Origin of the sequence: Mycobacterium numidiamassiliense, from assembly GCF_900157365.1 — a bacterium.
Lineage (GTDB): Bacteria > Actinomycetota > Actinomycetes > Mycobacteriales > Mycobacteriaceae > Mycobacterium > Mycobacterium numidiamassiliense.
Genome location: NZ_FUEZ01000003.1, coordinates 1,727,583 through 1,741,126, shown reverse-complemented (window position 1 = coordinate 1,741,126; position 13,544 = coordinate 1,727,583). Strand labels below are relative to the sequence as shown.

General features: G+C 63.8%; 13 protein-coding genes. 3 read left to right on the top strand and 10 right to left on the bottom strand.

Features of this window, described 5'->3' with window-relative positions:
* Window positions 1-55: 55 nt before the first annotated feature.
* Window positions 56-883, bottom strand: coding sequence for an alpha/beta hydrolase (locus MNAB215_RS08130; protein WP_077078518.1), 828 nt, complete (start codon window positions 881-883; stop codon window positions 56-58).
* A 23-nt stretch (window positions 884-906) separates the two neighbouring features.
* Here MNAB215_RS08130 and MNAB215_RS08125 point away from each other — a divergent pair, with 23 nt between their 5' ends.
* Window positions 907-2,193 carry a PucR family transcriptional regulator gene (locus tag MNAB215_RS08125; RefSeq protein WP_483869954.1) on the top strand — a complete coding sequence of 429 codons (1,287 nt, stop codon included), beginning with the start codon at window positions 907-909 and terminating at the stop codon, window positions 2,191-2,193.
* A 125-nt stretch (window positions 2,194-2,318) separates the two neighbouring features.
* Here the strand turns inward: MNAB215_RS08125 and MNAB215_RS08120 are convergent, their stop codons facing one another.
* On the bottom strand, window positions 2,319-3,326 hold the full coding sequence (locus MNAB215_RS08120; protein ID WP_077078239.1) for an SMP-30/gluconolactonase/LRE family protein: 1,008 nt from the start codon (window positions 3,324-3,326) through the stop codon (window positions 2,319-2,321).
* Window positions 3,327-3,547: 221 nt separating this feature from the next.
* Window positions 3,548-4,117: a carboxymuconolactone decarboxylase family protein gene (locus MNAB215_RS08110; RefSeq protein ID WP_077078237.1), complete on the bottom strand. Its 570-nt coding sequence runs from the start codon at window positions 4,115-4,117 to the stop codon at window positions 3,548-3,550.
* Window positions 4,118-4,230: 113 nt separating this feature from the next.
* Here MNAB215_RS08110 and MNAB215_RS08105 point away from each other — a divergent pair, with 113 nt between their 5' ends.
* Window positions 4,231-4,833, top strand: coding sequence for a TetR/AcrR family transcriptional regulator (locus tag MNAB215_RS08105; protein ID WP_077078236.1), 603 nt, complete (start codon window positions 4,231-4,233; stop codon window positions 4,831-4,833).
* Window positions 4,834-4,855: 22 nt separating this feature from the next.
* On the opposite strand, the gene MNAB215_RS08100 is transcribed toward MNAB215_RS08105, so the two are convergent.
* The 4 genes from MNAB215_RS08100 to MNAB215_RS08085 form a co-directional block, all read right to left on the bottom strand.
* A complete protein-coding gene (locus MNAB215_RS08100; RefSeq protein WP_077078235.1) occupies window positions 4,856-5,971 on the bottom strand; it encodes a hypothetical protein in 1,116 nt (371 codons plus the stop codon).
* Window positions 5,972-6,014: 43 nt separating this feature from the next.
* Window positions 6,015-6,701, bottom strand: a complete 687-nt coding sequence (locus tag MNAB215_RS08095) for an NlpC/P60 family protein (RefSeq protein WP_165691536.1) — start codon at window positions 6,699-6,701, stop codon at window positions 6,015-6,017.
* 907 nt (window positions 6,702-7,608) lie between these two features.
* Window positions 7,609-8,907: an MFS transporter gene (locus tag MNAB215_RS08090; RefSeq protein ID WP_077078233.1), complete on the bottom strand. Its 1,299-nt coding sequence runs from the start codon at window positions 8,905-8,907 to the stop codon at window positions 7,609-7,611.
* Between the two features lie 53 nt (window positions 8,908-8,960).
* A complete protein-coding gene (locus MNAB215_RS08085) occupies window positions 8,961-9,605 on the bottom strand; it encodes a TIGR03086 family metal-binding protein (protein WP_077078232.1) in 645 nt (214 codons plus the stop codon).
* Between the two features lie 45 nt (window positions 9,606-9,650).
* On the opposite strand from MNAB215_RS08085, the gene MNAB215_RS08080 reads away from it, so the two are divergent.
* Entirely contained in the window at window positions 9,651-10,082 is a 432-nt protein-coding gene (locus MNAB215_RS08080; protein WP_077078517.1) for a MarR family winged helix-turn-helix transcriptional regulator, read from the top strand.
* 24 nt (window positions 10,083-10,106) lie between these two features.
* Here the strand turns inward: MNAB215_RS08080 and MNAB215_RS08075 are convergent, their stop codons facing one another.
* The 3 genes from MNAB215_RS08075 to MNAB215_RS08065 form a co-directional block, all read right to left on the bottom strand.
* Window positions 10,107-11,138, bottom strand: a complete 1,032-nt coding sequence (locus MNAB215_RS08075; protein ID WP_077078231.1) for a fused (3R)-hydroxyacyl-ACP dehydratase subunits HadA/HadB — start codon at window positions 11,136-11,138, stop codon at window positions 10,107-10,109.
* Window positions 11,139-11,222: 84 nt separating this feature from the next.
* Window positions 11,223-12,470 carry a serine/threonine-protein kinase gene (locus MNAB215_RS08070; protein ID WP_245830167.1) on the bottom strand — a complete coding sequence of 416 codons (1,248 nt, stop codon included), beginning with the start codon at window positions 12,468-12,470 and terminating at the stop codon, window positions 11,223-11,225.
* Window positions 12,467-13,441 (bottom strand): DUF4436 domain-containing protein, encoded by a 975-nt coding sequence (locus tag MNAB215_RS08065; protein WP_131829091.1) that lies wholly within the window; start codon window positions 13,439-13,441, stop codon window positions 12,467-12,469. Before MNAB215_RS08065 ends, MNAB215_RS08070 begins: the two co-directional genes overlap by 4 nt.
* Between the last annotated feature and the right edge of the window lie 103 nt (window positions 13,442-13,544).

Sequence of the window (13,544 nt, the reverse complement as noted above, 5' to 3'; positions counted from 1 at the left end):
GCAATCCTCGGTCATCAGTGAAGTCGTTGCTTTCGTACAGAAGTTACAGAAAGGGTTAGTCGAGTTCGCCGCGCACGGGGCTCAACGCCCAGTTCAAGGCGAAGTCGGCGACTTCTTCCCATCCCGGTGCGCCGCAAGTGAAGTGGTCTCGCTGGGGGAACAGCTTGTAGGCGGTGATCGCAGACGAGTGTTTAGCGTTTTTCGTGTAGTTCTCGTGCTGCACCGCGGGCGGGAGGATGTGGTCGCGGCCGCCGGCGATGAACAGCAGCGGCGCACGATCGTCGTTCGCGAAGTTGTATGTGGTGGCAGCGTTGTGCGTGAAGTTGGCCAGTCCGCCCTGGAACAAGATCCGCCCAGGCACCGGAACGGCGTAACGCTCATAAGCGATTTTAGAATCAGATTCGGCGAGCGTGTTGGTAAAGGCGTAGTGAAATTCTGGTGCCGTGATAGGCACCGCGCGGTGCACATTGGCGGGGTTTTTCAGTACCGGGAACGTGGCCCGGATTTCTGAGAACGGCAGCGCCTTAATGCCTTTGACGGCGGCACCGTCGATGGACACACCGGCCTGCCCGTAACCGGCGTCAAGAAGCAGCTGCACGAAGGTGCCGCCGAATGAGTGGCCCATCAATATCGGCGGTTCGGCAAGTTTATCGATGATCTCGGCGAGGTGATCGAAGACCTCCCGCACCCCGAGTTCGGCCAGGGGTGTGGGGTCTGCGCGCAGCGCTGCGACGCCGGCCGGGCCGGGAGCGACACCCGGGTAGCCCGGCGTCACCACGTCATAACCGCGGGCGCGATACCGGGCCACCCAATCCTCCCAAGCCAACGGCGTCATCCACAGTCCGTGGATGAGAACGATCGTGCGCGCAGAACCGGTTTCCATGGCAGCCAGCATGCGGAATCGAGGTGGCCGCCGACAATGAGCCGCAGCCTAAAACCGTCCTTCGGAACCTTGTGCCAGGGCACAACCCCGCGCGGCGTTTTACGATCCGATATGTGCCGCAGCAACGAACACGAGCACGGACAGTTCTGACCGATCGCGTCCGCGCACAGTCGGAGGCGATCGTGGCCAAGGTCTTCACTGTGCTGCGCAGTGAAGTTTCTGACTACGTCCTCGGCGGTGACGATGACGGCAACACCGCTCAGGACAATATCGCCGGTTACCTCGACGAGATGCTGGACTGGATCGACCTCGGCGCCGATCCTGGCCGCTGGAGTTTCGACTCCGCAATTCGTTACCGCGCCAGCCAGGGCCTGACTCTTTCCAGCTTGCTGCACGCCTACAGGCTTGGCGCGGCCACCATCTGGGACGAGCTCGCACGTCTAGCGGATACAGACGAAATCGAAAAGGAAGCGCTGATTGCGGCGACACCGTCCATCTTTGCCTGGATGAACACCAATTCGCTTCGCGCGCACGCGGTTTTCCGTGAGATCGACATCCGCGATGCGCGGCGCAACGAACAGGTGCGAGCCGCGCTGCTGGATACGATTCTGTTCAACGACTCCAGCATCGGAGCAGCGTTCTGGGACGCCGTCGCCGCGCTCGGTCTCCCACGGACGGGCCAGCTGACGGTCATCGCGGCCACGGGTGCTGAGCACACGTCGATCGGGGACTCGCCTCCCGACATCGAGACGCGGATCTCTTCGCATGCCGCTGTTCAGGACGCGTGGTTTCGCCTTGCGGCCAGTTCGCAAATCGGAGTCGTGTCACTGCGACGGAATCGCGCCGACGCGCTGGACAGTATTGCCGACACCATCTGCTCAGACATACCGGTCCTGATCGGTCTCAGCAGCCCCTTTACCGCAATCACCGACTGCTCGAAAGCCCGCGCCCAAGCACAAATCGCCATGGCAGCCTCCGCGAACAGCCGACCAACCACTCGCTACAACCGCGACGTCTTACCCGTGCTGCTCGCCAGCTCGCCCGATGCCGCCGCGGCCGTCGTGGCGACCACCCTAGGGCCGGTGCTCGAGCTTCCACCAGACAGGGCCGAACCCCTACTCACCACTGTCCATACCTGGCTACGCCGCGGCCAATCCGTATCAGCGACCGCCGCAGAACTGCACTGTCATCGCAACACCGTCAACTACCGGTTGCGTCGATTCACCGAACTCACCGGACGGCCATTGACCGACAACTTCTGGCTGGCCCAAGTCGCCTTAGCGCTCGAGGCCCCACGCACTCAGAAGTGAGAAAGTATTCAGCCAGACGACCAAGCACTGTTCTCAATATCGTTGTCCGAAAAAAGGACTGGACACCCCGAACAAAGCGGCAATCCCGGATACCGCACCCGCGGTGACGATTTCGCTGTGCCGGGTCATGATTCGCCTGCGGCGACCGGAGGCCGGGCCGGGTACGTGAATTCGGCCCGCAGTAGCGCGGCCGGACGCGTGACGCCTTCTGGGGGAGCGGTGGTGCCGCCGTCGGTGGTGAGGTAGGCGACGCGGCCGTGGTCACCCGGGCCGCGTCCCCATGCGGCGCTGGAGGGCCCGACGAGGGTGTCGTCGAACGGGTCGCCGGCAACGTGGCGGACTTCGCTGCCGTGCCGCGGCGCCAGCGGCACACGGTCGATGGTGTTGGCCCGATGCCTTGTGACATAGGCGAATCCGGCATCCTCGTCGATGCAGAAGTCGTCGGCGTTGTCGATGGCCGCGACGAACTGCGCCGGCCCGGTGGGATCGAGGGTGGCAGCGTCGACGGGCACGCGCATGAACACCTTCTGTGCGGTTGAGGTGTAGTACAGGTAGCCGGTCCGCGCGCCGTAGCGCACGCCGTTGACGCCGGGTTGCGGTGGGGGAGGGACGCCGCTGTCGGGATCGAACGCCATGGTGTCGTCTTCAAGCCACACCCGGGCCGTGGCGGTGCGCGCGTCGTGGGCGAGGTCGACGCGCCAGATGAGTCCAGCGAAGCAGTCGGCGATCGCCATCACGTTCGGCCCGAGCAGGCAGCTGCCGTTGAGGGCGCGGACACGCTCATCGAAGGTGTAGACGATGTCCGGCGATACCGGAGCTCCCGGTGTCCACGCATTGAAATCGATTCGAGCCAGATGTGATTCGTAGGTGGTGTAGCCCTCGGTGAGGCTGATGATGAACACGTCGGGCGCAACCTCGGCGATGCCGGTGACACCGTGCTCGAAGGTGTGCACCAGGACCGGCTCGACGACTGCACCGGGCGTTGCTGGCGGGACCCACCAGAGTTCTTTCTGCAGGACGGCGGTGACGAGGATGGATCCGTCGGCGCGCACCGCGAGGTTTTCCAGAAAGTAAAACTGCGGGAAGAGCGCCACCGGAGTCAGCGTGACGGTGGGCAACGGAGCAAGAGACATGATGATCCTCGGATATCAGGGAGCGGGAATGTCGAGAACGGTGGGAATGGCGCGCACGGGTGTGATAGATGCCCGCCAGCCCGGCGACCACAAAAATGCCTGCGGCGCAAAATGTTTGCGCGGAGCGCCGATTGAGGTCGTCATCGACATGGTGAGGTGTGGACAGTGCTTCGGCCATCCGGTGAGCGTCAGCCGACCACCCAGGCCGTCTTTGGTGGCGCTCACTGGTCCAAACCCTCGGCGTTGGCCGGCACGTCGAAGGCGCCCAGCGTCATGCACACCATGGTGAACCAGCCCAGCAACACCGTGACGTCGACAATGCCCGCATCTCCGAGCAGTTCCTTGGCGCGCCGGTACAGGCCCAGCGGCACGATGCGCGGGGCGACCAATGTCGATGCAAGCTCATAGACCACCTGCTGGCGTGGATCGTCGAAGGACGTTGCCAACCCAGAGATCAGTGCCTCAACACGGTGCGGATCAAGGTGTCCGTCACGCTCACCGATGATCTCGTGTTCGTAGTTGGCGTAAGGACTGCGCCACCGCCCGTTGACGATGTTGGTCGCGATCTCGATCTCGGATTTCGTCAACGTCGACTCACGCTGAAAGTACGCCCCCGTCGGCACGATCGTCTTCGACAGCGTGGGGTTGGCAAGCCAGATCTTGTGCGGTCCCGGCACCAACCCCCGCAGCCCGAGGGTGAAGTCGTAGGCGTCTTTCATCTCCGGCGACATCGCGCCGACCGGTGTCTCCACGAACCGTCCGAACGTACCGAAATCGCCTCCAGCAGTCACCGTTCCCGCCTTTCGTCTAGATTTCCGCGAATGATTGTTCGCGTTCTATCGTGCGCCGACCAACGCGTGATGTCAAAAGCGAACGTTCGTGTTTTTTCATGTAGGTTGAGTAAATGCCCAAGGTGACGAGTGAGTATCGCGCGGAGCGGCGCGCGCACATCATGGCTGCGGCCCGACGCTGCTTCGTCCGGGACGGGTTTCACGCCGCCTCGATGCAGGACCTGGTCGAGGAAGCCGGTATGTCCTCCGGCGCGATGTATCGCTATTTCGCCAGCAAGGATGCGGTCATTGAGGCGATCGCCGTGGACAACCTCGATCAGGTTGTCGCAGTCCTGGCGCGGGCCATCGGTGACGGGGCCAGCCCACAGGCGGCCATCGCGGCCGTGCTGGAGTTCGTCACTATGCGCCACGGCGACGACGGTTTCGCCGCTATTGCCGTGCTGGTCTGGTCTGAAGCCCTGCGCAACCCTGCGCTGGCCGGGCACCTGCGCGGCGCTATTGCCACCGCTTTGGTGACGTTGAGCGGGAACGCGCACGCCGCTCCCGATGGCGTAGTGGACGGCACCTGTACTGACGAGGACGCGCATGGCGATGCGACAGCATTGGCCGACGTACTGTTGTGCGTATTGCCCGGCTATCTGATGCGGTTGGCGTTGGGCGGATCCGAGGCGGTCGCGAACATTCCCGATGCCGTGGAGAAGGTGCTCACCGTCTGATCAGGGGAACGGGCTCGTTTTGCTAAGGAGCGTCCTCCTCCTCCGTCTGCGGGTCGGAGCGCTTTACATAGGCTGCTTCACGCACGGCATCGTCAGTTTCCAGGGCCGCCCCCAAGGCGCCCCCGATCATCGCCAAAGAGCATGTCAACCAAGCTAATTCGAAGTAATCCCGAAGGGAGGCGGAGTGTCCGACGGCGCTGCGGAAAACTTGCGGCACCACAAACCAGAATGCGGCAATCAGTGCCAGCAGATACAGCGCGGAATACAGCACAGTCACACCAATGACGACCGTCACCACGGTCGCGATGTTGAACAACAGCACCTGCTTGCGCACTCCAGGCGCGGTGGTGCTCTCCCAAAGCCCAGCCCCGACGATCAAGGTCACCGCGGTAGCACCCACCGAGACCAGCGCCGTACCGACTAGCCGCTGCCACCCGAATGCATCGGCCAGCCGCCAGACATCCGAGTACACCAACCCAAACACACCGACGGCCACCGCGCCGGTCAGCGCACGCGACAGTCGCAGTGACAGCCGCCACGGCTGATTCGCCGCCACCATGCCGCCTAAAAGCACCACGTTGCCCGTCAACACGCGGGCAGTGAATGCGAACGCTCCATTGGCGGTGTCGGTGCCCAGTTCCCGCACCCGCTGAATCGACAAACGCCGCGGCGGAGCGATCACTCCCCGGGCGTCGGGACCGCGCTCGTGGGAGCCGATCAGCCGCTCAAGCAGACGCACGATCGTCCCGCGAACCCGTTGCCGTGCAACCAAAGCACCAAAAGCAGGCACCGACACAATCGCCACGTTCTGGACTGGATTCGCGTGAGCTACGACCGGGCGTCGATGAATGTGTAACGGAAGATCGGTCAGACAAACCACCACGTCCCAACCGCTGTCCAGGAGTTGTCGTCGCGCCGCGTCCACGATCGCGGCATCGTGGGCCGGTGGCTGGACCAGGCGGCCCTCCATTACCTCAACTCGCCACTTGGCCCCCGGTAATCGACGCTCGAGTTCCTCAGCCAAACCCTCATCGGCGAGGGCGCCGGCCAGTGAAAATGCCACGCCCGGCGCCCCCACTAGGCCCAGCACGATCTCTGGCTCAGGGGCGGTCTGTAGACGATTCGTCGGAGACACCATGCATTGATCGTCACATCCGCTCCCGGACGGTGTTCAATCTGCCTCAGTTGATCGGCCGCCAGGCGCCGAGAACAGCGTCCCGGTACCAGCCAAGCCGATTGCGAATCTGAACCCCGATGACGTTCTGGGCGTTAACGCGGCTGTCGATGATGTGTTGGTCGTCGATGTAGATGACCACGTGCGAGGCCTGACTTTCATTTCGGTTGGGGTGCAAATAGATCAGATCTCCAGGCGCAAAAGGACCTTCTCTGGGAATGCTGCTGCCCATCGGGCCGGCGGCGCCGTCATACTGTTGGTGCACATCTCCGTTGAACTTGATGCCCAAACCGTAGTTGTAGACCCACGCGGTGAAATTGGAACAGTCCAGGCCTCGACCAGCATCCCAGGCCGTCGGTGCCTGCACGGCGTCGGCGTCTGGATTCTCTTCGGAGGCATCGGCATAGGTCGAGGTTGGCGGATCCCAGCCGGGGATGTGATGGTGGCGATATTGCAGTCCCAGCGGGTTGTCAGGCGCGTAGATGTAGCGCATGGCCACAGTGAGAATCCGTTCTTGCTTCCACGTGGTGGAATCGCAACCCGCATCGTGCGGGATGACCGGCGGCGGCAGGGCGTTCGCCCGTGGTCCCCATCCTCCGTTCACGTAGTGCCCGTTGCCGCCTGTCCGGTACCACTCGGCGGGAGGTTCTTGGGTTTGCGGCAGCTGATCACGGCCGGCGAAATCCGCCGTCAACGAGTCACGGTTACAGGAAAAAGGGTAGGCTTCGCCGCTCTCAGCTCGCGAGAGCCCGACTGGTCCGTCGACGGCTATCGGCGAACCCACGACACAGACGACGAACAGAACTAAGACGAGGAACTTCATGCGATGCGTCAACAGGGCCTCTGCTCATTCCAACGGTTCGTGGCGACGCAGAAATGCTAAGCCGACCTCGGTCACCCCATCGTGGATTCGTTGACCTCGCAGGGGACGGTTGGTGCCAGATAACTGGTTGTCCGGTGGCGATCGGTGGTGAGCCCGCAATTGCGGTTGTATCGCCAACATCGCGTGGGCTGGCTCTCACTAACATCGCCGATTGCCCCCTGATCATCGCGACAGCGTGCCGTAACAACGGGTACAAGCGTGCGTGCTCGAACAGGCGCCAAAAACCATTGTGAGGCAATTTAATTGAGCAACCGGTCCGCTCGAGATAAGAGGCGGAGGGGTCGTGACCATGCGATTTGGGCTAGCGATGTCCGGCCGCCCTCCCGGCATCGCTTAGGCCAGACCTTAGGGCTCGTTGCGGATTGGCTGGGAGCTTCCGCCGGACCGACCATCAGCAGGCGGTCAGCGGGTAATTTTGGTTGCAAAGCCGTGGGGAGGGATCATGCCGACTACAGTTTTGCAGTGCCCGAAGCCGAATTGCGACGGGATTGTCGATGCCAGGATGAAGTACCAGTATGACGCCAATGGCAAGGTTGTCGGGCGCCTCGCACAGACGTTTGTGTGCCGAAAGTGCGGGCCCCGCTAGGCATTGGTTTTTGCGGCTGCGTGAGCGTCCGTTAGCGCCGCGCCTGAGTCGAAGCCATTTAGAGGAGAATTGTGTGCGGCCGCAGTTACGGGGGCCGGCTTCCGCCAGGCACTTTGAGGACCTACATTCCTGCTATCGCTTTGCCGCGGCCGGTGGCAGGTCCTCGGTGAGAGCCGCGTCAGCGAGCTCCTCGAGTTCCTTGCCTTTGGTCTCCGGTCCGAGCAGGTAGCCGATCACTGTGAATGCCCAGAGGCCGGCGAGCGCAAGGTAGGGCGTCTCTAGTCCGTACCGTGTGATGCCCCATCCGACGACGGTCGGGGCGGCGATGGAGACGATGCGGCCACCGCCGACCGCGATTCCAAAACCGGTGCCGCGCAACACGGTTGGGAAGAGCTCGGAGATGTAGGTGTCGCCGACGCCCCACAGCCACCCGATGGTGGCGATGGCGATCGCGCCGAAGACCAGGTACCTGTCCAGCGAGTGGGAGGTGGCAGCCAGGACAGTTGAGGTGATCTCAATGATCGCGGCGAGGATCGCCGAGGGGCGTCGGCCGATCCAGTCGGCGAGCGCGGTCCCAACGTAGACGAAAACGACTTGCAACAGGAAGAAGAGAAGCGCGTATCGGATCGCCTCGATCGGGGAGGCATGAAACCGCTTCACGATGTAGCTCGTCAGGAAGATCGTCACGCCCCAGAATCCGACTGCGTTGGCGGTGTAGATGAGCCACCCGACGATCAGGCGTCGGCGCACGCCCGGAAGGCGCCAAAGGCGGGGCTTTGCAGCCCCATTCGCGATCTTGGCACGAACGTCGGTGTGACGGTGCGACTCTGTGATGCCGCGCCGGACCAGGAATAGGACAATGGCGGGGATGATCGCCACGATGAACGCCGACTGCCAGCCGAAGTGCGGCACCAGGGCCAGCGCGACCGCCGCCGCGAGGACGTAGCCCAGTGAGAAGAGCGAAAAGATTACGCCGCCAACACCAATGGCGCGTGTCCTCGCCGGCCAAACTTCGGCGGTGTAGGGAGCGCCGACCGCGAGCTCTCCGGCACCGCCCACGCCAGTGAGGAAACGAAGTCCCGCGAAGGCGGCGATGTTCGTGGTGAGTCCGGCCAGCGCCGTCGTGACGCCGTAGAGCAGTATCGACGCCCCGAGCGTGGTTTTACGCCCCCACCTGTCGGCGGCGAAGCCAAACCCGATGGTGCCGATGGTGTAGCCGAGCAAAAAGATGGACCCGATGTACCCGGCCTCGGCGTCGGTGATGTGCAGCGTCCTCTTGATGTCCGGCAGCACGAGACCGTAGATGTTCACCGCGTACGAGTCGAAGCCATACCCCAGCCCGGCCGTCACCGCGATGAAGAGGGCCTGTCTGAAAGTGGCAGGTACGGCTTGGGATAGCTGGGCCGGGATCCGGCCGACGGTCGAAGTCACCCACGCAGGCTATGCGGGTACGCAATTTCGCAGAAGGTTCACGATCCTCCTGATCAGAACACGCGCTCCGTGGCATCCTCCCGAGCCCAGTCGGGGCGGCGGCCGAGGTGGCGCAGAATCCGGTCGAGATTCGTCGCGCTCGGGCCGTCGACGGCGCGCGCGAAGGGCACGCCAGGATCCTCTCGGAAGTCGCCGTCGGGTACGGCCAGGGCCAGAGGTAACGCGGCGTCGACGACGTCGTCGGCAAGGGTGTAGGGCACACCCAGCGATTCGGCGACGTCCCAGCCGTGGACCACGTAGTCGACGAAGTGGAAACCGATGGCCATCGCGCCGGGAAACGTTGCATCCGGGCCGAATTCGGGAAGCGCGAACGACGACTCGAGTGTGGCATCGTCGGCGAAGGCCGCCAGGACGTCGCGGGCGGCGTCGGCATACGTGCCGCCGGGGTCGGCGGCGATCGCAGCCAGCACAGCGTCGGTCCGCCACGCGTCGGGATCATCTCCGAACCCCCTTGCTGCCGAAGCGAATCCGTGATGCTGCGCGGTCATGTGGGCCAGCAGGTCGGCCAGCTTCCAGCCGGTGCAGGGGGTCGGCGCGTCGAGATCGGCGCCCCGCACGGAGTCGACCAGCGCGATGGAATTCAACACCGCGATGCGATGAAGAGGACGGACGTCAGGCAAATCAGTAGGCATACGCATATCGTAAGCGCACACATACAATATGGCAACGCCTAATATATGGCGATGCCACCGAAGCCCCGGCGGGATGACCTCGCGGCGATGCTGCATCCGCTGCTCAGAGATCTCGTGGCGGCCGAATTACCGATCCTCGCCGCCCACGACATCAGCATGTGGGGATACGTGGTGCTCAACGCGCTGGACAGATCGCCGGTGCGCACGCAGACGGCTCTGGCCGAAGCCATCGGCGCCGACAAGACCAGGATCATCGGCACGCTCGACGAGCTGCAGCAGGCTGGCTACATCGAACGCCGTCCCGATCCCGACGACCGCCGGGTCCGCCTGCTCGAAATCACCCCGGCAGGTCGCGCAGTCAAGAACGCGGTGCAGTCCGACATTCAACACGGCGAGGAACGCTGGCTCGCCGAATTGACGGCAGAGGAACGCAGGGTCTTCCTTCGTGTGCTCGAACGGCTGACCCGTGCGGAAACCACATGACGGGGAGGCCTCAAGCCGCCCAGGTCAGCGGAAGCGGACGTTCAACGTCGCCAGGCCGAAGATCTTCCGGCCGTCGGACTTCGCACCGACGATGACAACGCCGGTGCGGGTTGCCGGGTCCAGCGACTTGATCTTGCCGGTGAACTCGATGTCTGCGCCGTCGGCCAATGACACGACCGCGGGCGCCGATAGCCGCACCGCGAAGCGGGTGACCGCACCGGGGTCGCCCGTCCACGCGGAGGCGAATCCGGAACCCAAACCCATGGTGAGCATGCCGTGGGCGATTACATCGGGCAGTCCGGCCAGCCTGGCGAGGTTCTCGTCCCAGTGAATCGGGTTGGCATCGCCGGCCACGCCGGCATAGTTCACGAGGTCGCCGCGGGATAGCCGGGCGTGCTGTGCTGGTAGCTCGTCGCCGACCTTCACATCGTCGAAGGAGGGCGTCCCCGGCGTGCGGGTCATGCCTCCCTCGGCGAGACGAATCTCGCCCTCTGGGCGCACCGTCTTCTGGTAGCCGGATTCGGATTCGCCAGTTCCGAGCATGGCGAAGTCGTGCATCATCGCCTTCTGTACCGCGGCCTTGACGGTCGGATCGAGGTCCTCGGCGGTCAACCCGACGACGGTGGTGTGCAGGGTGTGCACCCGCTCGCCGTCCATATCGGTGAAGGTATTGGTCACGGTGATCATGTCTCGACCGGCGACCCTGCGCACTGACGTCAGTTCGACGTCGATGTGCAGTTCGTCGCCGGCGACGATCGGGCGGTGTTGCTCGAAGACCTCTTCGGTCTGCAGGTAGCTGTCGTAGCCGACGACCACCGATTCGAACATGCGGCGATTGCAGGTCATGCCCGGTACCGACGTGAAGGTCAGCGGCGCCACCAGACCCGAATACCCCAGTTCTGCGGCGGCGCCGACATCCCAATGTGCGGGGTGGTAGTCCTGCACGGCGCGGGCGTACTCACGCAACTTCTCCCGGCCGACCAGGTAGGTGCCGTCCATCTGGTAGTAGTGGCCGACCCGCGATTCGAGCAGCGATGCTTCTGTTGCTGCAGTCATGAATTGTTCAACTTTTCTGCCGGCTTGTTAGTTGAGGCCGACCACAGCACCCTAACGCGCGGACAGTGTGGGCTCGAAACGCCGCTACGTGCCGCGATGAGCCGATGGCCAGCGGGTATGACCGTCGTGGGTGGCTGAACCAGCAGAGGCGAGCGATGTCGTCGAGGTGGTGCCACCGCGAAAAGCGGAGTGCCCCATGATGATAATGCCCAAGATGAGTGCGGCGACCGCAGAGATCGTGATCACGGCGAAGACGATGCTTGCCCATATCGGCAGCGGCTGCCCGCCCGGCTCGGCATTCCTCCGCGCGGCGGAGGCTCGTTTGTTCCAGCCGGCATGCCGCGGTCGATACCTATCCGTGGGACGGCGAGCAGATGCCGATTTGGTGGCGGGCTTGGCGGGCGGCGCGCCCTTGCGGGGAGTCGGCGCGGCGCGGTTGCGCGGCGACGCCGGCGAGGTTGGGTGCATCGGCGTGGCGAGTGCGAGCCTTGCCGCTTTGGCCAGCTCCTTGGTTGTCGCATACCGCAGGTCGGGTTCCTTCGCCATTCCCGTCGCAATGATCTGATCCATCGCCGGCGGGACTCCGGGTTGAATCTTCGAGGGCTGTGGAGGCGGTTTGAACATGTGGGCGGCGAGCTGGTCCCGCCCCGCGCCCGGGAACGGACGCTGGCCGGTCAAGGACTGGTACAGCACACACGCCAATCCGTACACGTCAGCGCGGACGTCGGCCCTACCAGTTCGAAACCGCTCCGGCGCCGTGTAGGACCAATTGGCACCCCGTGACGCGCCGGCCTTCGTCAGCCCGGTTTCCTCGGTCGCGATACCGAAATCGGTGAGGTAGGCGAAGTCGTCTTCGGCGACCAGGATGTTCGTCGGGTTCACATTGGAGTGAACCAACCCCACGTCATGGGCGGCGTGCAACGCCGAGGCGATCTGCTCGATGATCCAGACCGCGCGGGCGGGCGGTACCGGCCCGGCGTCGAGAATGTCTTGGAGGTTGCGACTATCCAGCAGCTGCATCGTCACAAACAATCGTCCGTCTATCTCGCCGAAATCATGAATCTTGACCACGTGGGGCTCGTCAAGACCGGCGGCGGCTCCGGTGTTCCGCCGGAAGCGAGTGTGAAAACCGGCGTCGGCCGCGCAGCCGGCGGGCAGCATCCTCAGGGCAACAAAACGATCGGACCGGGGGTCGAAGGCACGCCACACCTCGCCCATCCCGTCGTGGTACAGCGACTCGACGAGGTGGTAGCGCCCGAACCGCCGCGCCCCGTCCACGCGTTTCCCTCCATGAAAGCCATTGACCTGCGCCACGATAGCCGTGCGGGTCACGTCGTAGACAGTGCTCGCCACCACGCCGCGATATAGAGCAGCATCGAGACCACCAACGCCACCAGTACCCATAGAACGATGGTGAGATCGATCCAGCTGCCAAACGCCGGTGAGCCGGGAAGCGCGTTTCGCAGCGGCAGCACCGCAAACAACATCGCGGCGTACCAGGTCGCCAACGGCGCCTGGAACATCGCCGGGTTTCGAAACGTCTGAAGCGCCACGAATAAGCCAATTGCCGCGATTGCGACGAAGATGCACAGGATGACCACCGCGAAGACCATCGTGCTTGCCGATCGCCCCAATTCGACGACATAGGGCGACGAGTCATTGGCGTTGTTCACGCGGCCCACGTGGACTTTCCAGCCGCCCACCAGATCGCCGAATGTCACGCTGGCGCGTTCCGGCGTTTGCGATGCGCCGGTGAACAATTCAACCGTGATCGGCCCGGTGTGGTAGCTGTCGAACGGCCAGCGTTCGACGTCGCGCGCCAGCGTCAGCGGCACGGGGAAGACACCGGGCAGCATTCCTTTGGACCAGGTGCGCCTGACCGGCGTCGTCACGGACGTAACCGCCACGGTCAGGTCTTCCTTGAGGGCGTAGGTCGCCTCGTCCACCAACGTCGGTCCCGGCTTGACGGCAAGGTCGCCGACGAGCTCGTCGTAGCTGTTTTGAACAGTTACCAAATTCAGCGTCACAGTTATGCCGCTGCTGGTCGGTCTCCCATGAGTCAGAACACTTTTGGACGCAGCACCATTGACGTAGAGAAGGACCGACGCGACCATCGCACCGGCGATGAGCCCGAAGAGCACGACCGCACCGAGCTTCGTGGGCGGCCACCACCCGCGCCGATGTGCCTCTGACAGCGAGCGCTCGCCCGACCGCATCCGTTCACCTTCCCCTTGGCCGCCGACCGCACCGGCGTACACCCCACCCGAGCAGGTATGTGAAACCGCCGCGATGGTTGTCGGCACATTACATTCCCGCGGGCTGACATGCCGGTTAGGGAATCGCGCGGTGACTGGCACTGTGGGCGGTCGTCGAACTGCGCGGTGGAGCCGGTTGATGTATACGCTG

Bases quoted from the DNA above. Each gene is read 5' to 3' on its own strand.
- MNAB215_RS08130 (WP_077078518.1), bottom strand. From the start codon at position 883: ATGGAAACCGGTTCTGCGCGCACGATCGTTCTCATCCACGGACTGTGG.
- MNAB215_RS08120 (WP_077078239.1), bottom strand. From the start codon at position 3,326: ATGTCTCTTGCTCCGTTGCCCACCGTCACGCTGACTCCGGTGGCGCTC.
- MNAB215_RS08105 (WP_077078236.1), top strand. From the start codon at position 4,231: ATGCCCAAGGTGACGAGTGAGTATCGCGCGGAGCGGCGCGCGCACATC.
- MNAB215_RS08100 (WP_077078235.1), bottom strand. From the start codon at position 5,971: ATGGTGTCTCCGACGAATCGTCTACAGACCGCCCCTGAGCCAGAGATC.
- MNAB215_RS08085 (WP_077078232.1), bottom strand. From the start codon at position 9,605: ATGCGTATGCCTACTGATTTGCCTGACGTCCGTCCTCTTCATCGCATC.
- MNAB215_RS08080 (WP_077078517.1), top strand. From the start codon at position 9,651: ATGCCACCGAAGCCCCGGCGGGATGACCTCGCGGCGATGCTGCATCCG.
- MNAB215_RS08075 (WP_077078231.1), bottom strand. From the start codon at position 11,138: ATGACTGCAGCAACAGAAGCATCGCTGCTCGAATCGCGGGTCGGCCAC.